Source organism: Streptococcus mitis (assembly GCA_001560895.1).
GTDB lineage: Bacteria > Bacillota > Bacilli > Lactobacillales > Streptococcaceae > Streptococcus > Streptococcus mitis_Q.
The window spans coordinates 638,012-664,248 of record CP014326.1 but is presented as its reverse complement, the minus strand read 5'-3'; the positions used below and the strand labels follow the sequence as shown (position 1 = coordinate 664,248).

The window sequence follows — 26,237 nt, the reverse complement described above, 5'->3', positions numbered from 1 at the left end:
TAACAAATGACTCACTCCATATCCCAATTAATAGCGTACCCAATTGAGAGCTTCTTAGTACAAAGATTAGCATCTACTTTCCAAAAACACAACAACGGCCTTGTACCTCTTAAAACGAGGAACAAAGCCGTTGTTTAATCTTTTCTATTCATTGTCTACTTAACAGTGAACAGTTCATATTTTGACTAAATGTTTAGTCTTCTTTTTTCTTGCGAGCTACAAGTCCAAATCCACTCAATAGTCCAAGAAGTCCTAGAGATGCAAGAGCAGCATTTGATTCTGTTCCTGTATTTGGCAATACATTTTGAGAATCATTTGACTTAGCTCCATTATCAACAGTAGTCTTAGTATCTACCTGATCTGCATTCGGAGTAACTGCATTTGGAGTTGGAGTAGCTGGTGCTGGTTTATCTTGACCAGAATCTCCATTAGTATCAGGTTTGACTGGCATATCAGGTGTCACTGGTGCAACTGGATTTGTATCTGTTGGTGTTGACGGTGTGACTTTACCTGGTGTTGTTACATCAGGAACTTCAACTGTTGGTTGACCTGGTTCAGTAATCTTAGCTGTACCTGGAACTTTACCGTCTGGTAATTCACTGTTTGGTACTTTACCTTTACCGTCTTCACCGATTGTAACAGTGATTGTCTTGCCATCTTTACCTGGGATTTCTACCTTAGTTCCTGGTGGGTATGTTGATCCATCTGGTTTCTTAGGTGTTACTGTAACGTCACCTGTCTTAGGATCTTGTTCCAACTCTACTGTTGGTGTCTTACGAGCTGGTGTGGTTACATCTACTGGTTGTGATGGTTTCTTGTTAGGTTCTGTTACTGTTCCTGTACCTGGGACATCTTTCTTAGGAAGGTTGTCATTTGGCACTTCACCTGAACCGTTATCACCAATTGTTACTGTGATTGTTGTTCCATTTTCTCCTGGAATTTCTACCTTAGTTCCTGGTGGGTATGTTGAGCCATCTGGTTTCTTAGGTGTTACAATCGCATTTCCATTTGGTTGTTGAGTGATTTCAATCTTACCTGGTTTTTCAGTTGTTGGTGTTTCTGGTGTTACCTTAGCTGGAGTTTCTACTGGAACTTCAACTGTTGGTTGACCTGGTTCTGTAATCTTAGCTGTACCTGGAACTTTACCTTCTGGTAATTCACTGTTTGGTACTTTACCTTTACCGTCTTCACCGATTGTTACTGTGATTGGGTTACCATCTTTACCTGGGATTTCTACCTTAGTTCCTGGTGGGTATGTTGAGCCATCTGGTTTCTTAGGTGTTACTGTAACGTCACCTGTCTTAGGATCTTGTTCCAACTCTACTTTTGGTGTCTTACGAGCTGGTGTGGTTACATCCACTGGTTGTGATGGTTTCTTGTTAGGTTCTGTTACTGTTCCTGTACCTGGGACATTTCCTTTTGGAAGTTTGTCATTTGGTACTTCACCTGAACCGTTATCACCAATTGTTACTGTGATTGTTGTTCCATTTTCTCCTGGAATTTCTACCTTAGTTCCTGGTGGGTATGTTGAGCCATCTGGTTTCTTAGGTGTTACAATCGCATTTCCATTTGGTTGTTGAGTGATTTCAATCTTACCTGGTTTTTCAGTTGTTGGTGTTTCTGGTGTTACCTTAGCTGGAGTTTCTACTGGAACTTCAACTGTTGGTTGACCTGGTTCTGTAATCTTAGCTGTACCTGGTACTTTACCGTCTGGTAATTCGCTGTTTGGTACTTTACCTTTACCGTCTTCACCGATTGTTACTGTGATTGGGTTACCATCTTTACCTGGGATTTCTACCTTAGTTCCTGGTGGATATGTTGAACCATCTGGTTTCTTAGGTGTTACTGTAACGTCACCTGTCTTAGGATCTTGTTCAACATCTACTGTTGGTGTCTTACGAGCTGGTGTTGTCACATCCACTGGTTGTGATGGTTTCTTGTTCGGTTCTGTTACTGTTCCTGTACCTGGGACATTTCCTTTTGGAAGTTTGTCATTTGGTACTTCACCTGAACCGTTATCACCAATTGTTACTGTGATTGTTGTTCCATTTTCTCCTGGAATTTCTACCTTAGTTCCTGGTGGGTATGTTGAGCCATCTGGTTTCTTAGGTGTTACAATCGCATTTCCATTTGGTTGTTGAGTGATTTCAATCTTACCTGGTTTTTCAGTTGTTGGTGTTTCTGGTGTAAATTTACCTGGTGTTGTTACATTAGGAACTTCTTCTGTTGGTTTACCTGGTTCTGTAATCTTACCTGTTCCTGGGACATCTTTCTTAGGAAGGTTGTCATTTGGTACTTTACCTTTACCATCTTGACCTATTTCAACTGTGATTGGACCATTTTCACCTGGGATTTCTACCTTAGTTCCTGGTGGATATGTTGAACCATCTGGTTTCTTAGGTGTTACTGTAACGTCACCTGTCTTAGGATCTTGTTCAACATCTACTGTTGGTGTCTTACGAGCTGGTGTAGTTACATCTACTGGTTGTGATGGTTTCTTGTTCGGTTCTGTTACTGTTCCTGTACCTGGGACATCTTTCTTAGGAAGGTTGTCATTTGGCACTTCACCTGAACCATTGTCACCAATTGTTACTGTGATTGTTGTTCCATTTTCTCCTGGAATTTCTACCGTAGTTCCTGGTGGATATGTTCCTCCTCCTGGTCTCTGCGGTGTTACTGTAACATCACCTGTCTTAGGATCTTGTTCAACATCTAGTGTTGGTGTCTTACGAGCTGGTGTTGTTACATCCACTGGTTGTGATGGTTTCTTGTTCGGTTCTGTTACTGTTCCTGTACCTGGGATAGCTTTCTTAGGAAGTTTGTCATTTGGTACTTTACCTGAACCATCTTTACCGATTTCAACAGTAATTGTGTTTCCATCTTCACCTGGGATTTCTACCTTAGTACCTGGTGGATATGTTCCTCCTCCTGGTTTCTTAGGCGTTACAATCGCATCTCCATTTGGTTGTGGAGTAATTTCAATCTCAACTGGTTTTTCAGTTTCTGGTGTTTCTGGTGTTACCTTAGCTGGTGTTGTTACATTAGGAACTTCCACAGCTGGTTTACCTGGTTCTGTAATCTTACCTGTACCTGGAACATCTTTCTTAGGAAGTTTATCATTTGGTACTTTACCTTTACCATCTTTACCGATTTCAACAGTGATTGGACCATCTTCACCTGGGATTTCTACCGTAGTTCCTGGTGGATATGTTCCTCCTCCTGGTCTCTGCGGTGTTACTGTAACGTCACCTGTCTTAGGATCTGGTTTCAACTCTATTGTTGGTGTCTTACGAGCTGGTGTTGTTACATTCACTGGTTGTGATGGTTTCTTGTTCGGTTCTGTTACTGTTCCTGTACCTGGGACAGCTTTCTTAGGAAGTTTGTCATTTGGTACTTTACCTGAACCGTCTTTACCGATTTCAACAGTAATTGTGTTTCCATCTTCACCTGGGATTTCTACCTTAGTACCTGGTGGATATGTTCCTCCTCCTGGTTTCTTAGGCGTTACAATCGCATCTCCATTTGGTTGTGGAGTAATTTCAATCTCAACTGGTTTTTCAGTTTCTGGTGTTTCTGGTGTTACCTTAGCTGGTGTTGTTACATTAGGAACTTCCACAGCTGGTTTACCTGGTTCTGTAATCTTACCTGTACCTGGAACATCTTTCTTAGGAAGTTTATCATTTGGTACTTTACCTTTACCATCTTTACCGATTTCAACAGTGATTGGACCATCTTCACCTGGGATTTCTACCGTAGTTCCTGGTGGATATGTTCCTCCTCCTGGTCTCTGCGGTGTTACTGTAACGTCACCTGTCTTAGGATCTGGTTTCAACTCTATTGTTGGTGTCTTACGAGCTGGTGTTGTTACATTCACTGGTTGTGATGGTTTCTTGTTCGGTTCTGTTACTGTTCCTGTACCTGGGACAGCTTTCTTAGGAAGTTTGTCATTTGGTACTTTACCTGAACCATCTTTACCGATTTCAACAGTAATTGTGTTTCCATCTTCACCTGGGATTTCTACCTTAGTACCTGGTGGATATGTTCCTCCTCCTGGTTTCTTAGGCGTTACAATCGCATCTCCATTTGGTTGTGGAGTAATTTCAATCTCAACTGGTTTTTCAGTTTCTGGTGTTTCTGGTGTTACCTTAGCTGGTGTTGTTACATTAGGAACTTCCACAGCTGGTTTACCTGGTTCTGTAATCTTACCTGTACCTGGAACATCTTTCTTAGGAAGTTTATCATTTGGTACTTTACCTTTACCATCTTTACCGATTTCAACAGTGATTGGACCATCTTCACCTGGGATTTCTACCGTAGTTCCTGGTGGATATGTTCCTCCTCCTGGTCTCTGCGGTGTTACTGTAACGTCACCTGTCTTAGGATCTGGTTTCAACTCTATTGTTGGTGTCTTACGAGCTGGTGTTGTTACATTCACTGGTTGTGATGGTTTCTTGTTCGGTTCTGTTACTGTTCCTGTACCTGGGACAGCTTTCTTAGGAAGTTTGTCATTTGGTACTTTACCTGAACCATCTTTACCGATTTCAACAGTAATTGTGTTTCCATCTTCACCTGGGATTTCTACCTTAGTACCTGGTGGATATGTTCCTCCTCCTGGTTTCTTAGGCGTTACAATCGCATCTCCATTTGGTTGTGGAGTAATTTCAATCTCAACTGGTTTTTCAGTTTCTGGTGTTTCTGGTGTTACCTTAGCTGGTGTTGTTACATTAGGAACTTCCACAGCTGGTTTACCTGGTTCTGTAATCTTACCTGTACCTGGAACATCTTTCTTAGGAAGTTTATCATTTGGTACTTTACCTTTACCATCTTTACCGATTTCAACAGTGATTGGACCATCTTCACCTGGGATTTCTACCGTAGTTCCTGGTGGATATGTTCCTCCTCCTGGTCTCTGCGGTGTTACTGTAACGTCACCTGTCTTAGGATCTGGTTTCAACTCTATTGTTGGTGTCTTACGAGCTGGTGTTGTTACATTCACTGGTTGTGATGGTTTCTTGTTCGGTTCTGTTACTGTTCCTGTACCTGGGACAGCTTTCTTAGGAAGTTTGTCATTTGGTACTTTACCTGAACCGTCTTTACCGATTTCAACAGTAATTATGTTTCCATCTTCACCTGGGATTTCTACCTTAGTACCTGGTGGATATGTTCCTCCTCCTGGTTTCTTAGGCGTTACAATCGCATCTCCATTTGGTTGTGGAGTAATTTCAATCTCAACTGGTTTTTCAGTTTCTGGTGTTTCTGGTGTGACCTTAGCTGGTGTTGTTACATTAGGAACTTCCACAGCTGGTTTACCTGGTTCTGTAATCTTACCTGTACCTGGAACATCTTTCTTAGGAAGTTTATCATTTGGTACTTTACCTGAACCATCTTTACCGATTTCAACAGTGATTGGACCATCTTCACCTGGGATTTCTACCGTAGTTCCTGGTGGATATGTTCCTCCTCCTGGTCTCTGCGGTGTTACTGTAACGTCACCTGTCTTAGGATCTGGTTTCAACTCTATTGTTGGTGTCTTACGAGCTGGTGTTGTTACATTCACTGGTTGTGATGGTTTCTTGTTCGGTTCTGTTACTGTTCCTGTACCTGGGACAGCTTTCTTAGGAAGTTTGTCATTTGGTACTTTACCTGAACCGTCTTTACCGATTTCAACAGTAATTGTGTTTCCATCTTCACCTGGGATTTCTACCTTAGTACCTGGTGGATATGTTCCTCCTCCTGGTTTCTTAGGCGTTACAATCGCATCTCCATTTGGTTGTGGAGTAATTTCAATCTCAACTGGTTTTTCAGTTTCTGGTGTTTCTGGTGTTACCTTAGCTGGTGTTGTTACATTAGGAACTTCCACAGCTGGTTTACCTGGTTCTGTAATCTTACCTGTACCTGGAACATCTTTCTTAGGAAGTTTATCATTTGGTACTTTACCTTTACCATCTTTACCGATTTCAACAGTGATTGGACCATCTTCACCTGGGATTTCTACCGTAGTTCCTGGTGGATATGTTCCTCCTCCTGGTCTCTGCGGTGTTACTGTAACGTCACCTGTCTTAGGATCTGGTTTCAACTCTATTGTTGGTGTCTTACGAGCTGGTGTTGTTACATTCACTGGTTGTGATGGTTTCTTGTTCGGTTCTGTTACTGTTCCTGTACCTGGGACAGCTTTCTTAGGAAGTTTGTCATTTGGTACTTTACCTGAACCGTCTTTACCGATTTCAACAGTAATTGTGTTTCCATCTTCACCTGGGATTTCTACCTTAGTACCTGGTGGATATGTTCCTCCTCCTGGTTTCTTAGGCGTTACAATCGCATCTCCATTTGGTTGTGGAGTAATTTCAATCTCAACTGGTTTTTCAGTTTCTGGTGTTTCTGGTGTTACCTTAGCTGGTGTTGTTACATTAGGAACTTCCACAGCTGGTTTACCTGGTTCTGTAATCTTACCTGTACCTGGAACATCTTTCTTAGGAAGTTTATCATTTGGTACTTTACCTGAACCATCTTTACCGATTTCAACAGTGATTGGACCATCTTCACCTGGGATTTCTACCGTAGTTCCTGGTGGATATGTTCCTCCTCCTGGTCTCTGCGGTGTTACTGTAACGTCACCTGTCTTAGGATCTGGTTTCAACTCTATTGTTGGTGTCTTACGAGCTGGTGTTGTTACATTCACTGGTTGTGATGGTTTCTTGTTCGGTTCTGTTACTGTTCCTGTACCTGGGACAGCTTTCTTAGGAAGTTTGTCATTTGGTACTTTACCTGAACCATCTTTACCGATTTCAACAGTAATTGTGTTTCCATCTTCACCTGGGATTTCTACCTTAGTACCTGGTGGATATGTTCCTCCTCCTGGTTTCTTAGGCGTTACAATCGCATCTCCATTTGGTTGTGGAGTAATTTCAATCTCAACTGGAGTTTGAGTTGTTGGTGTTTTTGGATCTGTTCCATTTTTGATTTCTTCCTCATCTGGAATTCCATCATTGTCATCATCTGAATCTTCTTTATCTGGAATACCGTCTCCATCTGTATCGCGTAAAATTGGAACTGGAACTTTCACAGTAACTGTCTCGCCACCTTTTGTAACTTTAACCGGAATTTCGACTGTGCGTTCTTCTTCTTTTGGTTTCCAATCATTTACCTCTGGTTTTCCTTTAAGTTTACCTTCATCATCTACTGTTAAACCATTTACTGGGCCATCTACTGTAATGCTTGAACCTGGTTTGTTTGGTGTCACAACTGTAACTGGTGTAATTTGTGCTTTTTCCGGAACTGGTGCTGGGTTTGTAACCTCAGCTGCTAAAGGTCCATTTGCTGTTCCTCTAGCTACAGGACTCTCAAGAGTAAGTACACCATCAATGTTCTTAGAAACTTTTGCAGTTACTTCTGTTTTATCTGCAATTTCAGCATCAGAAATTGTTACAACTCCTTCAGGTGATACTGATACTTTATCATCAGACTTACCATTTACAGTCCATTTGCTTCCAGATTTCGTAACTGTTACAGTTTCTGGACTTGTTTTACCTGTCGGTGTATAAGTAAGAGTAATTTTATCAATATCTTGTTGATTAGTACTATCAGGTTGTTTTGGTGGGGTAATTGTTACACTACCATTCTCTTTACCTTCTACGGTAGGTGCTGTTGGTGTTACTGCTAGAATTACTTTACGCTTGATTTCTGCTGGTGCAAATACATCTCTGGTCGTGCTAGTATCATCTGTCATATTATTAGCTTTAGTGCCTGGGAAGATTGCTGTTGCAGTTCGAGTATATTTACCTGAATTGTCAAGTGTTGTTCCTCGATCTTTATTAACGCCGTTTCTGTCTTTCCATGTCCAAGTCATACCACTTGGTAAATAATTGTTACCACGATCTGCTTTATCTTCACTATCGACTACTTTCAGATAGTTATGCGCATCAATATTTTTAGAACTATTATCTTTATTTAATGTTGAAGCAACTGGTACTTTTGCGATACCATTTTTATCAACATTTTTCGTTTCAATATCAACTACGCGGTACTTGAATTTGAAATCACGGCTATCTGAAGGATTACTTCCTTCTACATGAATAGTTGATTCATGTACTCCTAAAGTTTCAGTATCCAATACAGCTCCTGAAGATAAACGCTCTGCATATGGAGTTGCTTCAGTTTTTCCTGTTTGAGCTGTAAATGTAGATGGATTCACTCCTTTTGGAAGTCCTCCCTTAACTTCTACTTTAGAAATCACACCAGAGTTATCCGATACTTTTAGCTCTGGGTTAAATGTAGCTCCACGATAAACTGTAAAGATTGGTTCATTAGCAGTTTCTGATAACTCTTTTCCATTTAGACTTGCTTTTGGTTTTTCATTATCCACTACATTGAAAACAACATTTCTCTCAGCTTTTTCTGGTGCAAATACTTGGACACTACCACGCTGACTTGGATTTTTAGGGAACACCGCAATCGCTTTATGAGTTTGCTTTCCTACTTTAGATAAAGTTAAATTCGTATCTGATCCTTTAGCATCGTCCCAACGGAATTTCATTCCTCCTGGGAAGTGGACATCTGCTTGCGATTCTACAACTGGTTTACCTGACTTGTCTTGCTTACCAGCTGTATTTAGGTATTCATTTGGATCACCTGACTTGCTGTTTAATTCGACTGTCTTAGGTGTGTTTTCTACAACAACATCGACAACTTTATACTTCATCAGATAGGTAGCACTATTTACACCATCAGAAATTTTGAACTTAGCTACGTGATCTCCTAGTGTCTGTGTATCCGCTACTGTTCCTGTAGATAGGCTCGTAGTGTATTTTTTATCTTCCGTACTTCCATCTTTCCCAGTTTGAGGTGTATAAGTTTGAACTTTAGATCCATTTGGTAAGTTCTCAACACTCATAGAAGTAATGTTACCTGAATTATCCCAGGCTTTCACAGTTGGATTAAATGTAGCTCCACGATAGACATAAAATTGAGCAGATTGTGGTTCATTTTCTGTTAAACGAATTCCGCCAACCTCAACGATTGGTTTTTGGTTATCACGTGGTGTTACATTGAAAGTAAATTTTACAGGGTCAGCTTTATTACCTGCATCATCATGAGCTCCGAAAGTAATCTCATGTGGTTTACCAACGTCTTCTTTCTTAGTTGTAATAGTAATTTCAATTATTTTTTCAGTGTCAGTAATCTTTACCTTATTATTTGTTGCTTGACGAGAAAGAAGTCTATCACCATATTTGTCAGTGAAATCTTTACCTTCTATCGTAACAACTTTATTATCTCTTGCTGTTATTGTGAAGGTTACTTTTTCACCTTCTACTACTGTTTGGCTTTTTCGTGAAATTTCTAATGTAGGTTTTTGGGTATCTCGTTCAGGGGTTGGTTTTACAGGAGTACTACGTTCAGAAGTTACTGTTTCACCATTATTCACAACTGTTTCAGCTGTAATAGGCTTTTCTGGTAGAGCTCCTTCAACTGTGATTTTCGCAGTGCCTCCAGTAGTTTTTCCAGTTCCGATAAGTGTCTTACCTTCGTAAAGATTCACTGTCGAACCATCTGGCACTCCGTTTCCGACATTTACAGTAACCTCTTGCCCAGTCTTCCCTGCTTTTTCATTTACAGAGCTTTGATCAATAGCAGGTTTATGTGGAATAACCTTTAATGTAGCAGTAGTAGTATTTGAAGTATTGTCGCTGTAGGTAGCTTTTACTTGACGCTTGAATACTCCTGCTGTACCAGTATTTGGTTGTCCATCTGGCCAATCCCAAGACGTGTTGTTAGGAAAACTTGTACTTCCATCCTTACCCGTTACAAAACCAATTTCTACTGGTTTATTTAAATTTCCAAGAGATTCTCCAACTTTTTTTGTAACCTCTTTACCGATAATAGGGTATTTTGTACTTTGTTTAACAGTCGGTTCTACATTTTCATTAGGTTCTTTCCCTGACACGAAAGTATAGGATTGGTGCGTTGTCAGACCAAAACTGCTTGCAACACCTATAGTAAATGCTTGTCTAACTTCTTCATCCGTTACATCTGGTCTTAATTTTGCTTTTAGATGCATATGAACAGCAGCTGTTTTATCGTTAGTTTTCAATCCTAACCCATAACTCTTGTCTTTGTGATTCCCTTCTAATTTTACAGCCTTTTCCAAATCAGGCTCATATTGATTCGCCTTAAAGATATCCCTCATATCTTTCCAATGATCTCCTGATGCACGGACACCTGCACTGTTAAAATAGGTAAATCCATTCTGACTTCGCTCATTATCATTTGCAAAGTGGTAATTCAGTTTCCTTTCAAGATGAAATTTCTCTGGATTTTGTGAGAGTGTCCCACCTTCATTTTGATTATTTCTACGATAGATTTCAAAGTATAAATCTCTAATAGCGTCTGTTTTATAATATCCGTTAGGTTGCAAATCTAAGATTTTAGGTTGCAACAATAGTCTATATGCCTGTTGATAACTATGTTCAGCTATGTTTTGACCGTTATTATTAAAGAACACATCGTAAACTACATATTTTTGCCCATCAATCGTCTCAATTCGACCGGTCATATCCACTTTTTGCTCTACGAATTGTCTGTCGTTATTCCTCTTATTCCCATCTCTATCACTTCCATAGAAACGTTGATAAGATAATAGATTGTCTTGATTGGTCCATCTTGAAGATACCGTTGCAGCTCTTCCACCTGTTCCTTGACCCATGCTCTTGCCATTACGCGGATCATGAGAACCTGAACTCAAACGCGTTGTAGCGTTTTTAACAGAGTTAAACATTCTCTTCACAAGTTTGTTCATATCTTCAACTTCATTCAGAGAAACTGTTGTATTTTCAAGAACACCTTGGGCTAAGCCCAATAGTTCATTGGCTTTTTCAAGAACTTCTTTGCTAGTCTCCTGCTCAGGCAATTCCAGAACTGCTGCCTTCAATTGATCTACAGATACTTTCAAAGCATCTTTTTTAGCTGATACAGTTTGGCTCTCTTCGCTTGCGCTTACTTCAGGAGAAGATTGGTTGGCTAGGTTATCAGCTTGCTTCTCAGTTTTATCTACTTGTTTATCTACTTGTTTATCTACTTGTTTATCTACTTGAACCTCAGTTGCTTCCTTAGCAGCTGATACGACTGTCACATCTTTAGACAAGAGTTCCGCAAGCTTATCAATATCCTTTTGAGCTAGCTCAGAACTTTCTAGGGCTTCTTTCCCTTTTTGAAGTCTATCTTTGACAGGTGATACTACTGACTCGTCAAGGTTTAATTTAGTTGAAAGAAGAGCATTTAATTCTTCAACTACTTTTCTTAACTTGGCTTTATCAACTGTAGGCGCGTTATTTGCAGGAACTGCAGGCACTTGATTTTCTGGAGATTTATGTCCTTCATCTACTTTGTTTGCAGTAGATTCTGTAACATCCTCAGGCAAATCAACCTTATCCTTAGGGTTCACTACACCCGCATTAAGTTGTGAAGTCTTGTCAACTAGACTATCCGCACTCGCAACGCGGGCACCTAAAAACATCAGCGCTGCAACAGCAACTGAAGCGGCACCGAAACTATACTTACGAATAGAAAAGCGCAAAACTTTTTCACGTTGCTGGCGCTTGATTCTATTAAGTGAATTTGATTTATTTTCCATTGTTCCTCCTTATGTTAAAATACAAAATCAAATTAAAAGCAATATTCCCTCTGGGAATAAAACAATAAAAACCACTATGATAGACATTTCACATCATAGTTTTGACAGCTAGATTATACCACTTTCAATATATTTAATCAATCAAAATAGTATAAACGCAAGCAATCCAAAGAAAGCGTAATCAGTAAATATATAATAATTAAAAACAACTCTGAATAACGATAAATATCCCATCCTTAATTTTAAAATATTCTTCAGATATATCCTATAAATATAAATTTATATTATTACAAAATCAAAAAAATAAATTTCTTCCTTAAAAAACAAATATATAATAGTTTTAATTAAAAATCCTATCATTGGTTCCTTGCACCTATAATTTTAAAGCATATACTTATACAACAATATTTCTTGAATAGTCTATCAACAAAAGGGGAACCTTGATTTCAAATGAGTATCGCAGATTGAAGCTAAAATAGTATAACATGCCCTCTAATTCATTTTTAAAAATTAATCTAATACTCTTCGAAAATCTCTTCAAACCACGTCAGATTCAGCTTGCCGTACTCAAGTATAGCCTTCGGCTAGCTTCCTAGTTTGCTCTTTGATTTTCATTGAGTATAAATTCCTAATCCATTTGTACATATTTTATTTCAACCCATGATCTCTAAGTACGAATATTGATATCTACTTTTTCTAGAATACAAAAACAACCTTGTACCTCTTGAAATGAGGAACAAGGCCGTTTCTTTATCTTTTACATTCATTGTTCACTTAACAATGAACAGTTCAGATTTTGACTACATTTTAACTTTAGTCTTCTTTTTTCTTTCCAAAAGCAAGTCCTAGACCGCCTAGCATACCAAGAAGTCCTAGAGATGCAAGAGTAGCATTTGATTCTGTTCCTGTATTTGGTAATACAGTTTGAGAATCATTTGACTTAGCTCCGTTATCAACAGTAGTTTTAGTATCTACCTGATCTGTATTCGGAGTAACTGCATCTGGAATTGGAGTTGGTGATACAGCTGTATCTTGACCAGAATTTCCATTAGCATCAGGTATTACTGGCGTAACTGGAGTTGGAGTGGTTAGCGCAGGCGTATCGTGACTAGAATTTCCATTAGTATCAGGTGTTACTGGAATTGGAGTTGTGTTTGAACTTACTTTTCTGAAAATGTGAGTCATTACTGGTTCATTTTCATCAATCACAGTTCGTACAAATTCATATCCAGAAATTGATCCATGTTCAGCATCCTTTTCACTACCTGTCTTAAGGGATGGTTTCAATCCATTTCCATCTTCACCAATCCATCGAACCTCAATCATGAGCTCTGGCAATTCAATTGAATCTGGTAATAGACCATTTTCAAAAATTGTTACCTTAGGCGGAGTTGTTACATTAGGAACTTCCACAGATGGTTTACCTGGCTCAGTAGTCTTACCTATACCTGGTTTTTCTACATCTGGTAGATCACTGTTTGCTACTTTACCTTTACCATCTTCGCCTGAGATTTCTACCTTAGTTCCTGGTGGGTATGTTGAGCCATCTGGTTTCTTCGGTGTTACTGTAACGTCACCTGTCTTAGGATCTTGTTCTACCTCTACTTTTGGTTCTTTCGTTGTTCCATATGTTCGAACTGTTGTCGGAGTTACCTTACCTGTTTTTGGATCAACTTCATAGGTAGTGGTATCAATCACATCACGACCTTCAGGATCTTTAGATTGTTCAGCCTTAGTTTTCGCACCAACTTTAACGATTGTCTTACCTGCTGGGATTACAACTGGATTACCAACGTGCTCTGTGATATGACCGTCCTTTGGATCTACATCGTAAGTGGTTGTAGTAATTGTTTTACCTTTTTCACCCTCAGTACGCTGATCTGGTGTACCGAAGTCTTTTTCAACATCTTTTACGTATTCCACTTCTGGTTCAATCAGTGTTTCTACTACTTTGTCCTTCGCTGCAACTTTGACAATTGTTGATGTTGGATTTACTACTACTGGTTCTCCCACTCTTTCTGTAATTGTTCCATCTGCTGGATTTACTTCGTAAGTAGTTGTTGTTGTACGTGAACCTACTTGGCCTGCTTCTTCTACATTGTCTTGGCCTTTGTCGCGTGTATCATCTTTTACGTATTTCTTAGGTGATGGGATTTCTGTTGTTTCTACTTTATCCTTAGCTGCGACTTTGACAATAGTATTAGTTGGTTCTTTCGTACGAACTGGTTGACCTTCACTTGCTGTAATCTTTCCAGTATTAGGATCCACAGTGTAAATGGTTGTGACAGTGTCTTCACCATCTTCACCTTTAACAGTAGTTGGGGCTGTACCTTTTTCTTTCGTACCATCTTTTTCATAGACAACAGGTGATGTTACTACTCTCTTCTCAACTGTTGGTTCTTTTGTTGTTCCATAAGTTCGAACGGTTGTAGGAGTTACCTTACCTGTTTTTGGATTAACTTCATAGGTAGTGGTATCAATCACATCGCGACCTTCAGAATCTTTAGTTTGTTCAACCTTAGTTTTAGCTCCTACTTTAACGATTATCTTACCTGCGGGGATGAATACTGGATTACCAACGTGTTCTGTGATATGACCGTCCTTTGAATCTACATCGTAAGCAGTTATAGTAACTGTTTTACCTTTTTCACCCTCAGTACGCTGATCTGGTGTACCGAAGTCTTTTTCAACATCTTTAACATATTCCACTTCTGGTTCAATCGGAGTTTCTACTACTTCGTCTTTGGCCGAGACCTTGACCACTGTAGTAGTTGAAAGTTTGATAACAGGTTGACCTTCATGTGGAATGAGGCTGCCGTCTGTAGGATTAACTGCATATGTTGTGGTTACTGTTCTGGTACCTGGAGTACCAGCTACTGTTACATTAGCTTCACCTTTGGCTCTTGTGGCATCTTTCTCATAACGAACACTTGGTTCAAGTGACGTAACAACAACTGTTGATTTAGCGCCATTTGGACTGGTAATGTCTTTCCTTACAGTTGGAGTAAGGGCACCGGTACTTGAATTGACTTGATAGCTGGTTGTCTTCTTAACTACATCATCACCATCTTTAAGGTATTCAACCTCATCCTTAGCTGGGACCTTGACCACTGTAGGCGTTGAAAGTTTGATAACTGGTTTTCCTTCATGTGGAATAAGGCTACCGTCTGCAGGGTTAACAGTATAGGTTGTGGTTACTGTTCTTGTTCCTGGTGTACCAGCTGTTGTTACATTAGCTTCACCTTTGGCTTTTGTGGCGTCTTTCTCATAACGAACACTTGGCTCAAGTGAGGTAACAACAACTGTAGATTTGGCGCCATTTTGTTTGAACACTTCCTTTTTCTCTGTTGGAGTGAGAGCACCGGTACTTGCATTGACTTGGTAGCTGGTTGTCTTCTTAACTACATCATCACCTTCTTTGAGGTATTCAACCTCATCTTGAGCTGGGACTTTGACCACTGTAGGTTTTGCGGGAACTACCACTGCAGGTTCTTCATGCGGAATGAGGCTGCCATCTGTAGGATTGACAGTATAGGTTGTGGTTACTGTTCTAGTACCTGAAGTACCAGCTACTGTTACATTAGCTCCACCTTTGGCTCTTGTGGCGTCTTTTTCATAACGAACACTTGGCTCTAGTTTGGTAACGGCAACTGTAGATTTAGCACCATTTTGTTTGAAGATTTCCTTTTTCTCTGTTGGAGTAAGAGCACCGGTACTTGCATTGACCGCGTAAGTTATGGTCTTCTTAACAACATCATCGCCTTCTTTGAGGTATTCAACCTCGTCTTTAGCTGGCACCTTGACCACTGTCGGAGTCGAAGGGATGGTAACAGGTTGGCCTTCATATGGAATGAGACTGCCATCTGCAGGGTTAACAGTATAAGTAGTAGTGACTGTGCTTGTTCCTGGTGTACCAACTGTTGTTACATTATCTTCACCTTTGGCTTTTGTGGCGTCTTTTTCATAACGAACACTTGGCTCTAGTTTGGTAACGGCAACTGTAGATTTAGCACCATTTTGTTTGAAGATTTCCTTTTTCTCTGTTGGAGTAAGAGCACCGGTACTTGAATTGACCGCGTAACTTGTAGTCTTCTTAACCACGTTGTCGCCTTCTTTGAGGTATTCGACCTCATCTTTAGCTGAAACTTTGACCACTGTAGGAGTTGACGGTTTGATAACTGGTTGGCCTTCATGTGGAATGAGACTGCCATCTGTCGGATTAACTGTGTAGGTGGTAGTTACTGTTCTTGTTCCTGGTGTACCATCTGTTGTTACATTAGTTTCACCTTTGGCTCTTGTGACATCTTTTTCATAACGAACACTTGGCTCAAGTTGGGTAACAACAACTGTAGATTTGGCACCACTTTGTTTGAAGATTTCCTTTTTCTCTGTTGGAGTAAGGTTACCTGTACTTGCATTGACCGCGTAACTTGTAGTCTTCTTAACCACGTCGTCGCCTTCTTTGAGGTATTCGACCTCATCTTTGGCCGGGACCTTGACCACTGTCGGAGTTGACGGTTTGATAACAGGTTGCCCTTCTTGTGGAATGAGGCTACCGTCTGTCGGATTAACTGTATATGTTGTAGTTAGTGTACTTGTCCCCTGAGTGCCAACTATTGTTACATTTTCTCCACCTCTGGCTCTTGTGGCATCTTTATCATAACGAACACTTGGCTGTAATGGCGTAACAACAACTGTAGCTTTAACGCCATTTTGTTTGAAGATTTCCTTTTTCTCTGTTGGAGTAAGGGCACCGGTGCTTGCATTGACCGCGTAACTCGTAGTCTTCTTAACCACGTCGTCGCCTTCTTTGAGGTATTCAACCTCATCTTGGGCTGGGACCCTAACCACTGTAGGTTTTGATGGGACTACTACTGCTAGCTCTTCATGTGGAATGAGACTGCCATCTGTAGGATTCACAGTATAAGTAGTAGTGACTGTGCTTGTACCTGGAGTACCAGCTACTGTTACATTTTCTCCACCTCTAGCTCTTGTAGCATCTTTATCATAACGAACACTTGGCTCAAGTGGCGTAACAACAACCTTAGCCTTGGCACCATTTTGTTTGAAGATTTCCTTTTTCTCTGTTGGAGTAAGGGTACCTGTACTTGCATTGACCGCGTAACTCGTAGTCTTCTTAACCACGTCGTCGCCTTCTTTGAGGTATTCAACCTCATCTTGGGCTGGGACTTTGACTACTGTGGTAGTTGACGATTTGATAACTGGTTTGCCTTCATGTGGAATGAGGCTGCCATCTGTCGGATTCACAGTATAGGTTGTAGTTACTGTTCTAGCGCCTGAAGTACCAGCTATTGTTACATTTGCTTCACCTTTGGCTCTTGTGGTGTCTTTTTCATAACGAACACTTGGCTCGATTGGCGTAACCACAACTGTAGATTTGGCGCTATTTTGTTTGAAGATTTCCTTTTTCTCTGTTGGAGTAAGGGTACCTGTGCTTGCATTGACCGCGTAACTTGTAGTCTTCTTAACCACATTATCACCCTCTTTGAGGTATTCAACCTCATCCTTAGCTGGCACCTTGACCACTGTCGAAATTGACGATTTGATAACTGGTTTGCCTTCATGCGGAATGAGTCTACCATTTGTAGGGTTAACCGTGTAGGTGGTGGTTACTGTTCGGGTACCTGGAGTGCCAGCTATTGTTACATTTTCTCCACCTCTAGCTCTTGTGGCATCTTTATCATAACGAACACTTGGCTGTAATGGCGTAACAACAACCTTAGCCTTGGCACCATTTTGTTTGAAGATTTCCTTTTTCTCTGTTGGAGTAAGGGTACCTGTGCTTGCATTGACCGCGTAACTTGTAGTCTTCTTAACCACATTATCACCCTCTTTGAGGTATTCAACCTCATCCTTAGCTGGCACCTTGACCACTGTCGGAATTGACGATTTGATAACTGGTTTGCCTTCATGCGGAATGAGTCTACCATTTGTAGGGTTAACCGTGTAGGTGATGGTTACTGTTCGGGTACCTGGAGTACCAGCTATTGTTACATTTTCTCCACCTCTAGCTCTTGTGGAGTCTTTTTCATAACGGACACTTGGCTGTATTGGTGTAACAACAAACTTAGCCTTGGCACCATTTTGTTTGAAGATTTCCTTTTTCTCTGTTGGAGCAAGGTTACCTGTACTGGCATTGACTTCGTAAGTGGTTGTCTTCTTAACCACATCATCGCCTTCTTTGAGGTATTCAACCTCATCTTTAGCTGGCACTTTGACCACTGTCGGTTTGGATGGGACTACTACTGCCGGTTCTTCATGCGAAACAAGGCTACCATCTGTCGGATTCACAGTATAGGTTGTAGTTACTGTTCTAGCGCCTGAAGTACCAGCTGTTGTTACATTAGCTTCACCTTTGGGTCTTGTAGCGTCTTTCTCATAACGAACAATTGGCTCAAGTGACGTAACCACAACTGTTGATTTGGCACCATCTTTCTTGAACACTTCATTAAGTGTATTTTTAGTAATCTGCCCTGTATCAGGATCTTTGATACTAACAGTTGTTGACTTAATGATGTCATCTCCACGTTTACTATATACAACAGTTTCTCCAACTTTTTCTACAGATTTAGCTGTTGCAATTTTTTTATCTTGATAACCTGTCCTATCTAAAGAAATTCGTTTCCCAGATATAAACTCTGACCGTCTATTAATCATATCGGCTTCAAAATAAGAACGTGAACTATGACCTCCACTGGTTCGTCCAACATTTATAACAACATCACTATCATTGCTGACGCCTTTACTTATCGTCGAATCATTATCAACAATATAATGTGTCATTTTCCCAGACTTAGCTATTTTTTTACTATCTAGACCTTTCTGCCAAAATTCAGATGATGAGAAATAATTTGTCCTCACTTTTGGAGCATTGAATGTTGTTCCTTTTTTTAATACATTGTTATAAAAGTTTCTATAAGCCTGCTGGTCTTTAGAAGACATGACTCTACTGTCAGAATATGCCAACTGATAGGCTTCAACCATTGCCCGTTGTACTAAATATCCTCCTAAAGAATGTCCCGTCAAATAAAGATTGGTAATACTCTTATCTTTAGCCAGTTCACGCATGATATTTTCTGCATCGATCCCTTGCTGAGGATTGCTTCCTAATCCAAGTGTTATATCAGTTCCTATATCTTTGGCATCACTTGTTCCACGAAAGGCTAACACTTGAGCAGTTCCATTTGGTAAATATGAGAAATCACTCTTTGTTTCATACAAGACAGCATCTAGTCCACTGGAGGTATGATAACTTTTCTTCCTTTCCCAATAAGGTCCCAATTCCTTATTCATCATCATATACTCATAACGTGGTCTACTGTCACCATTATTTTTATATAACTCTGACTCTGTTAAGGGTTTCTTATGATCCAGCACTCTATCAATATAATTATCATCACGGTAGGACAATTCCATGAACATAATCATATCGCGCTCACTGACATTCCATTTTAATTTTTCATCTGGCTTTTCTTTACTATCAATAATACCATCACCATCAGTATCTTCTAATAAGGGATGACTATTATAGCCTACATACTTTTTCCCGCCTTTTTCATAAATATAAAGTTCTTCTTTATCCTTCAAGTAGTCATTATCTGTATAAGCTTCTGGACTTAACTCAGGGCCGTTTAATAACAAACTGTCAAGCTTATTGCCTTCTGAACCGATTACTCCTGCTTTGATTTTTTTAGCATCTTCCTCAGTCAATTCATATTTTTTTATCTCGGAAGGATTCGATGCCGCTCTCACCGCTGGAGCACTTGATCTGTCTTCACCCGCCACGGAAGCCCTTGTGGTCAAGCTATTATTTTCTTTATCCCCAGATGTCTCAAGTTCTGTAGTTCTTGTAGATATTATTGGAGTATCTTTTGGGACTGGACTGGGGATAGCATCTTGATTCTCTGGTGAATTTTGATTCTCTTCTTTTTTCTCCACAGTCGGGGTCGCATTCTCCTTTTCAGAATTAGCACCTATCTCTGTTGCCAAATTATTTTCCGTAGAAGCCAGTACTCCCTGGGATGGTGTAAACAAGGTAATTCCTATTAATACAGAAGCCACTCCAACCGAAAACTTTCGAATTGAAAAGCGTTGACGTTTATTAAAAATGTCTTTCATTTTACTAACTTTCTTTCTAACTATTTTTTACAAAATAGAGGGTTCTAATATTTTCCCTTGACAGAATACTAAATCGTTTCTTGACTAAAATTTTAGAGCTTTTCCTCTACCTGATCATAAGCTACCACATTGATTTCTAATCATAGAAAATTGATTGCTTAATATTACTAAAATATCAGTAAAATATAAAAAAATGTAAATATTTCACTTCTAACACTGCCATTATACCATAAAAAATCATAACACTCATGTGTTTTAAAAAAGGTTTATCAAAAAGTCTTAAAAATCATAAAAAACGCATAATATCAGGCAATTACAATCCTTGATACTATGCGTTTGATTGTGGGAAAATGTGCTTCATTTTCTCCTAGAATTGAGTTTTCGCTCATTCTCGTCAAATTTAGATTTTTTCTTCTTCGATATCAATCACAATCTCTTCTGATTCATCAAGACTATCGGACTTTTCTTGCCACTGCTCCTTGAGATTATTGAATCGATCTTTTGATGCTTCTGTCGCTTGACGAGCACATGATTTAGCTTGAGCAAGGACACTATCCACAGTGATTTCACCTGACTCAACCTGTTCTTTGGTTTTAAGAACAAAATCTGTAGCTTGTTCCTTAACTTCTGTCAGTTTTTCACAGACCTGCTCTTTAGCATATTCAGGATCTTCTCTCAAATCATCTAGAAAATCTTGAGCTTGACTGCAAACTTGTTTGCCCTTGTCGCTTGTTAAAAACAAGGCAAGAGCTGCACCTGAAACGGTTCCTAAAAGGATTGAGGATAGTTTACCCATAAGGATTCTCCTTTTTTATTTTTTGAAAAATTTACTTGCAAGACGAAGAGCTGACAAACTTGCACCAGTCTTAATGGTTTTTGAACCAGCTGATGAAGCTTTCTTGCTCAAGACACGCGCATGGTCATTGAGATCTGAAACAGATAGAGATAAATCTGCAACAGCACTAAAGAGTGGATCAATTGTTGCCACCTTGACATTGATATCATCTGCCAAGACATTGACCTTAGCCAATAACTCATTGGTATGGTGCAAGGTCACATCCACATCTGAAGTTAAGGTTTTAATCGTCTTCTCTGTTTCATCGATCACACGTCCAAGCTTTTGTACAGTGATAATCAGATAAACCAAAAATACAATCAAAGCAAGGGCTACAAGAATATATGCAACTTCTAACATTTAGTTTTCCTCCTCTGTAACATAGTAAGGGGCCTTCTTTCGATTTTGATATAGAACGATAAAAATACCGAGACCGATAAGGACAACTGAAAGCCACTGAGATACTCGAAGACCAAAGAACATAAGGCTATCTGCCCGCATGCCTTCGATAACCATACGACCGAAACCATACCAAATTAAGTAGAAAGCAGTGATATGACCTCGTCTGAGGCTCTTCCATTTTCGTCTGAATATCAGAATCAAGGCAAAGCCAAGTAGATTCCATAGGGATTCATAAAGGAAGGTCGGCTGACGGTAGCTCCCCTCAATATACATCTGATCACGGATAAAGGCAGGTAGATAATCCAAATTATCCACTGCTGCACCATAAGCTTCTTGATTAAAGAAATTGCCCCAGCGCCCCAAACTTTGGGCAATCATGACACTAGGCGCTGCAATGTCTAGAAAATCCCAAGTATTGATGAGTTTACGATCGGCAAAGATGTAGAGTACAAGGGCCCCAGTTATCAAACCACCGTAGATGGCCAAACCACCATTCCAAATGGCAAAAATCTCTCCTAAATTCTGACTATAGTAATCAAAACGGAAAATGACATAGTAGAGACGAGCTCCTAAAATAGCCAGAGGAAAGGCTACTAAGATAAAATCTAAAATATCGTCTGGTATGATCTTCTTCCTAGGCGCTTCTTTCATGGTCAAATAAACCGCAAGAATCAAGCCTGTCACAATACACAAAGCATACCAACGAATGGCTATAGGGCCTAGATGAATAGCAATTGGATCAAGCATTAGGGACCTCCTCGTTTTGAGCAATAAGATTTGTCAATCGTTCTTCAAATAAACGCGTCGCATCAAAGCCCATTTCCTTAGCACGATAATTCATGGCAGCAGCCTCAATCACGACAGAGATATTACGACCTGTTTTAACTGGAATACGGATACGAGGAATGGCTACGCCAGAAATTTCTAATTCCTCTGCATTATTTCCAAGTCGATCAAAGGTCTTATGCGTATCGTAATTTTCCAAGTAGACAGCCAACTGAACTTGTGAAGAATCTTTTACCGCACTCGCACCGTAGAGGCTCATGACATCGATAATACCAACCCCACGAATTTCAATCAAGTGTTTCAAGATTTCAGCAGGCTCTCCCCAAAGAGTTAATTCATCCTTAGAATAAATATCTACCCGATCATCTGCTACCAAGCGGTGACCACGTTTGACAAGCTCCAGACCTGTTTCACTCTTACCGATACCACTATCTCCTTGAATCAAGACACCCATCCCATAGATATCCATCAAGACACCGTGAACACTGGTGCGTTCCGCCAAACGAGAATCCAGATAACTAGATAATTCTCCAGACAAACGACTGGTAGCTGTACGGCTGGTTAAAATGGCAATCTTACATTCTCTGGCTGCCTTTAACATCTCCTCTGGAACCACCAAACCACGGGCAACAATAACCGCAGGTGTCTCAGGTAGAAACATTTTTTTCAAAACTTCATAACGGCTGTTAGAAGGCATGCTAATCAGATAAGACCACTCCTTCATCCCTAAGAGCTGGATCCGCTCTGGCGTGTAGTAGTCAAAATAACCTGTCATTTCAAGACCAGGTCGCGTAATGTCCGCTGTATTGATTTCCTTTTCAAGTAATTCTGGTTCGCCATAGACAATGTCTAGTCTAAGCTTTTCAATCACTTCTTTTACTAAAACCGACATCATTTCCTCCTTCAATCGAGTTCTTTTTACTATTATATCAAATTGTAGGAGGATATTTGAGATTTTTGCAGGCTTTGGAGTATTTATTTAAAAGAAAAAGGACTAGATTTCTCTAGCCTTTCATTTCAATTAGAATTTTTTACGTTTACGAGCTGCTTCTGATTTACGTTTACGTTTTACAGAAGGTTTTTCATAGAATTCACGTTTGCGTGTTTCTTGAAGAGTACCAGCTTTAGTAACCGCACGTTTGAAACGACGAAGTGCGTCGTCAAGAGATTCATTCTTACGTACTACTGTTTTAGACATTTTTTTCACTCCCTTCAAGTTCAAGATCTATTCTATTCTACACGTAAAAGGAATAATTGTCAAGAAAAAATGCGGTTTAATTTTGATTTTTTCTGCCATTTATACAAGTCTTGAAAGCGCTCAATAGAAAATACTGAATGGTTTCACTTTTTTATTTTTCAAGTAAGCTAAGTGCTTCAGCATCTGCGATAATGGTCACATCAGGGTGATTTTGCAGACTACTTGCTGGTAGACTTTCAGTCACTGGGCCAGACACGGTTCCGGCAATGGCTTCTGCTTTCGACTCACCATAAGCAAAGAGAATAATAGACTTGGCATCCAAGATATTTTTAATTCCCATTGAAATGGCTTGGGTTGGGACGTCTTCAATCTTGTCAAAGAAGCGCGCATTGGCTTCGATTGTAGACTGGTCTAGATCTACAAGGTGTGTCTGGCTATCAAAGGCAGTTCCTGGCTCATTAAATCCGATGTGTCCATTGCGACCGATTCCCAAGATTTGGAGGTCAACTGGATGGTCAGCCAAAATTTGGTTGTAGCGTTCAACTTCAGCTTCAGCATTGTCCTTAACCCCACGAGGCAAGAAACTTTCTTTAAATGGTTTTTTGTTAAACAAGTTTTCTTGCATGAAGTAACGATAAGACTGTGGATTGTCCCCATCAAGCCCTACATACTCATCAAGGTTGACACTGGTTAGATTTGAAAAATCAAGGTCACTCTCAACAATTTCCTTGTAAAATTCAAGTGGGCTACTTCCTGTCGCAAGTCCTAGGGTTTGAGCGCCGTTGGCCAATTTTTCCTTCAAAATCTCAAAAGCAACTTTTCCACCTTCGATTTGGTTTTCAACTTTAATAACTTTCATCTTTTTATCCTCCGTTTCAATCTATATTTATTATATGGTATAGACCAATTTTTGTCAAGTGAAAACGATTTAATTTCTAAAAAAGAGCGTCCAAACTTGAAACATGTTATAATGGATAGGATTAGAACTTAGAAAGAATGAACAGATATATGAATACAGCTGATTTTGACTTCCACTTACCCGAGGAATTGATTGCCCAAACGCCCCTTGAAAAACGGGATGCCTCTAAACTCCTCATTGTCAACCGTGAGACGGGAGAAATGCAGGATAAACACTTCCACTCTATTATTGATATGCTGGAACCTGGTGATGCCCTTGTCATGAACGACACCCGCGTTCTCCCTGCCCGCCTCTATGGTCAAAAAGAGGAAACAGGGGGCCATGTGGAACTTCTTCTACTCAAAAATACTAGTGGAGATGAGTGGGAAGTTCTGGCTAAACCTGCCAAACGTCTCAAGGTTGGTACTCGTGTCAGTTTTGGTGATGGTCGCCTCAGCGCTGTCGTGACAGAAGAATTGACCCATGGGGGCCGCATTGTCCGCTTTGAATACCAAGGAATTTTCCTAGAAGTTTTGGAAAGTCTAGGTGAAATGCCTCTGCCACCTTATATCCACGAAAAACTAGATGACCGTGAGCGTTATCAAACCGTCTACGCCAAAGAAAGTGGCTCTGCTGCTGCACCAACTGCTGGACTGCACTTCACCAAAGAACTGCTAACAGAAATCCAAGCTAAAGGCGTTCATCTAGTCTATCTGACTCTGCATGTCGGGCTCGGAACCTTTAGACCCGTTTCTGTTGACAATCTGGACGAACATGAAATGCACTCAGAATTCTACCAACTTTCTGAGGAAGCGGCTGCCACTCTTCGCTCTGTTAAGGAAAATGGTGGTCGTGTCATCGCTGTCGGAACCACTTCTATTCGCACCTTGGAGACTATTGGTTCCAAGTTTGAGGGGCAAATCCAAGCAGATTCTGGCTGGACCAATATCTTTATCAAACCTGGCTATGAATGGAAGGTTGTGGATGCCTTCTCAACCAACTTCCACCTGCCAAAATCAACTCTGGTCATGTTGGTTTCTGCCTTTGCAGGTCGCGAATTAGTCTTAGATGCCTACCACCATGCCATCCAAGAACACTACCGCTTCTTTAGTTTTGGCGATGCCATGTTTATCTATTAATTTTTACAATCAAAAAAGTCTGAAAAGCTCTCAGAATCGTTGTCTCAGCACCAAAAATACGTGAAATTTGCATAATTAAAATAAATTTCAGGGGGAGTTATACAAAAAAACGACGATTTAAATCGTCGTTTTACTGATATAAATATGCAATCTTTTTTTGAAAATACGTCTATTTATTTTTTATGGTTTTTTATTGTAAAGTAGACCCAACCGAATGAACATAGGTTGTAGAAAGCAAATGAAAAAACTGCAAGGATGATAGCTCCTGTATCTAAATAACCTCTTTCAAGACCGTTTTTCAACAACAACAAGCCTGTAGTTTCGACAAAGATCAAAAAGAAAAATATATAAAAAATTTTCACATTAAGCATATTGTTACCGCTTTCTTTTTATTTGGTTTTATTGTATAACAAAAGTTGAAAAAAATCAAAAATACAAAGGAGTTTCCGTTATGTCTAAGATGTCTAAATGCATGTGTTTGCTAGTTATGTCTGTTTTCTGTATGTCTAGCATTTCCCCGTCGCTTGTTGTTTTTGCTGATGATAGCTTATCGGCAAACTCTAAAGTTGTATCTGGTGAGGCTCAGTTTGAGAATGGCTCATCAGTGCGGTTCGGAGATACGCAAGTAAATATTTTAAGTGATGAAATTCTTGAGGTGCTCAATCCAAATGGAAGTGTAGACACTATTGAACGAGGTGCTGATGGCGTCTATATCAATGGGTCATTTTATATGGCTTATCAAAAGAATGAACTCGATCTAAATATATCTTTTAGATCATACGATCCTAATGTTTGGAATTACGTCAACACAATACATGGGAATAAACAAGCCAACACATTCGCTCACTTCATGATTGATTCTGGAATAACCGCGATGTTTGGCTTTATAGGTTCTATATTGGGGGGCCATGGAGTGGCATAATTGGTGGAGCATATTTTGGTATACAAGCTTATCAGTCTTACTTGGATTCACAAAGCCCATATCCATACTACATAAAAAGTACTTATATCCATCTTTCTCAAAGAAAATGGAAGTTTATCACTGAATACTATAGAAACTCAGATTATACTGGGTATGTAAAAACCGAAACAAGCTACGTGAATTTCTAAAATATAAACCCTGCCTAGATATAAAGGCAGGGTTTATATTTTAGTTAATTGCTCAAGTAATTTGTAAGCATAATACTTGCGAAACTCTATTTGTTCAAGCGGTT

10 protein-coding genes and 1 pseudogene are annotated in these 26,237 nt (G+C 39.8%); 2 read left to right on the top strand and 9 right to left on the bottom strand.

Going from position 1 to position 26,237, the window contains the following annotated elements; all coding sequences use genetic code 11:
• Positions 1-193 precede the first annotated feature (193 nt).
• The 8 genes from AXK38_03380 to AXK38_03345 all read right to left on the bottom strand — a co-directional run bounded on the left by AXK38_03380 (position 194) and on the right by AXK38_03345 (position 23,845).
• Complete coding sequence (locus tag AXK38_03380; GenBank protein ID AMH88349.1) at positions 194-11,626, bottom strand: hypothetical protein; 11,433 nt, start codon at positions 11,624-11,626, stop codon at positions 194-196.
• An 813-nt stretch (positions 11,627-12,439) separates the two neighbouring features.
• Entirely contained in the window at positions 12,440-19,765 is a 7,326-nt protein-coding gene (locus tag AXK38_03375) for a hypothetical protein (protein ID AMH88348.1), read from the bottom strand.
• A 400-nt stretch (positions 19,766-20,165) separates the two neighbouring features.
• The gene (locus AXK38_03370; GenBank protein AMH88347.1) at positions 20,166-20,561 is read right to left on the bottom strand and encodes a diacylglyceryl transferase; all 396 of its coding nucleotides are present in this window, start codon (positions 20,559-20,561) and stop codon (positions 20,166-20,168) included.
• A gap of 15 nt (positions 20,562-20,576) precedes the next feature.
• Entirely contained in the window at positions 20,577-20,960 is a 384-nt protein-coding gene (locus AXK38_03365; GenBank protein AMH88346.1) for a general stress protein, read from the bottom strand.
• Positions 20,961-21,749 (bottom strand): prolipoprotein diacylglyceryl transferase, encoded by a 789-nt coding sequence (locus AXK38_03360; protein ID AMH88345.1) that lies wholly within the window; start codon positions 21,747-21,749, stop codon positions 20,961-20,963.
• Positions 21,742-22,680, bottom strand: a complete 939-nt coding sequence (locus AXK38_03355; GenBank protein ID AMH88344.1) for a serine kinase — start codon at positions 22,678-22,680, stop codon at positions 21,742-21,744. The genes AXK38_03360 and AXK38_03355 overlap by 8 nt, the downstream gene beginning before the upstream one ends.
• Positions 22,681-22,809: 129 nt before the next feature.
• Positions 22,810-22,986 (bottom strand): 30S ribosomal protein S21, encoded by a 177-nt coding sequence (locus AXK38_03350; protein AMH88343.1) that lies wholly within the window; start codon positions 22,984-22,986, stop codon positions 22,810-22,812.
• A 151-nt stretch (positions 22,987-23,137) separates the two neighbouring features.
• Positions 23,138-23,845 carry a glucosamine-6-phosphate deaminase gene (locus AXK38_03345; protein ID AMH88342.1) on the bottom strand — a complete coding sequence of 236 codons (708 nt, stop codon included), beginning with the start codon at positions 23,843-23,845 and terminating at the stop codon, positions 23,138-23,140.
• Between the two features lie 149 nt (positions 23,846-23,994).
• Between AXK38_03345 and AXK38_03340 the strand changes: the two genes are divergently transcribed.
• Positions 23,995-25,023 (top strand): S-adenosylmethionine:tRNA ribosyltransferase-isomerase, encoded by a 1,029-nt coding sequence (locus tag AXK38_03340; protein AMH88341.1) that lies wholly within the window; start codon positions 23,995-23,997, stop codon positions 25,021-25,023.
• A gap of 173 nt (positions 25,024-25,196) precedes the next feature.
• On the opposite strand, the gene AXK38_03335 is transcribed toward AXK38_03340, so the two are convergent.
• Complete coding sequence (locus AXK38_03335) at positions 25,197-25,394, bottom strand: hypothetical protein (GenBank protein AMH88340.1); 198 nt, start codon at positions 25,392-25,394, stop codon at positions 25,197-25,199.
• 131 nt (positions 25,395-25,525) lie between these two features.
• Here AXK38_03335 and AXK38_03330 point away from each other — a divergent pair.
• Positions 25,526-26,133: pseudogene (locus AXK38_03330) on the top strand (hypothetical protein).
• Positions 26,134-26,237: the final 104 nt, after the last annotated feature.

Excerpts from the sequence above, each read along its gene's own strand:
- AXK38_03370 (AMH88347.1), bottom strand. The coding sequence starts at position 20,561 with ATGGGTAAACTATCCTCAATCCTTTTAGGAACCGTTTCAGGTGCAGCT.
- AXK38_03355 (AMH88344.1), bottom strand. The coding sequence starts at position 22,680 with ATGTCGGTTTTAGTAAAAGAAGTGATTGAAAAGCTTAGACTAGACATT.
- AXK38_03340 (AMH88341.1), top strand. The coding sequence starts at position 23,995 with ATGAATACAGCTGATTTTGACTTCCACTTACCCGAGGAATTGATTGCC.
- AXK38_03345 (AMH88342.1), bottom strand. The coding sequence starts at position 23,845 with ATGAAAGTTATTAAAGTTGAAAACCAAATCGAAGGTGGAAAAGTTGCT.
- AXK38_03335 (AMH88340.1), bottom strand. The coding sequence starts at position 25,394 with ATGCTTAATGTGAAAATTTTTTATATATTTTTCTTTTTGATCTTTGTC.
- AXK38_03365 (AMH88346.1), bottom strand. The coding sequence starts at position 20,960 with ATGTTAGAAGTTGCATATATTCTTGTAGCCCTTGCTTTGATTGTATTT.
- AXK38_03375 (AMH88348.1), bottom strand. The coding sequence starts at position 19,765 with ATGAAAGACATTTTTAATAAACGTCAACGCTTTTCAATTCGAAAGTTT.
- AXK38_03350 (AMH88343.1), bottom strand. The coding sequence starts at position 22,986 with ATGTCTAAAACAGTAGTACGTAAGAATGAATCTCTTGACGACGCACTT.
- AXK38_03360 (AMH88345.1), bottom strand. The coding sequence starts at position 21,749 with ATGCTTGATCCAATTGCTATTCATCTAGGCCCTATAGCCATTCGTTGG.
- AXK38_03380 (AMH88349.1), bottom strand. The coding sequence starts at position 11,626 with ATGGAAAATAAATCAAATTCACTTAATAGAATCAAGCGCCAGCAACGT.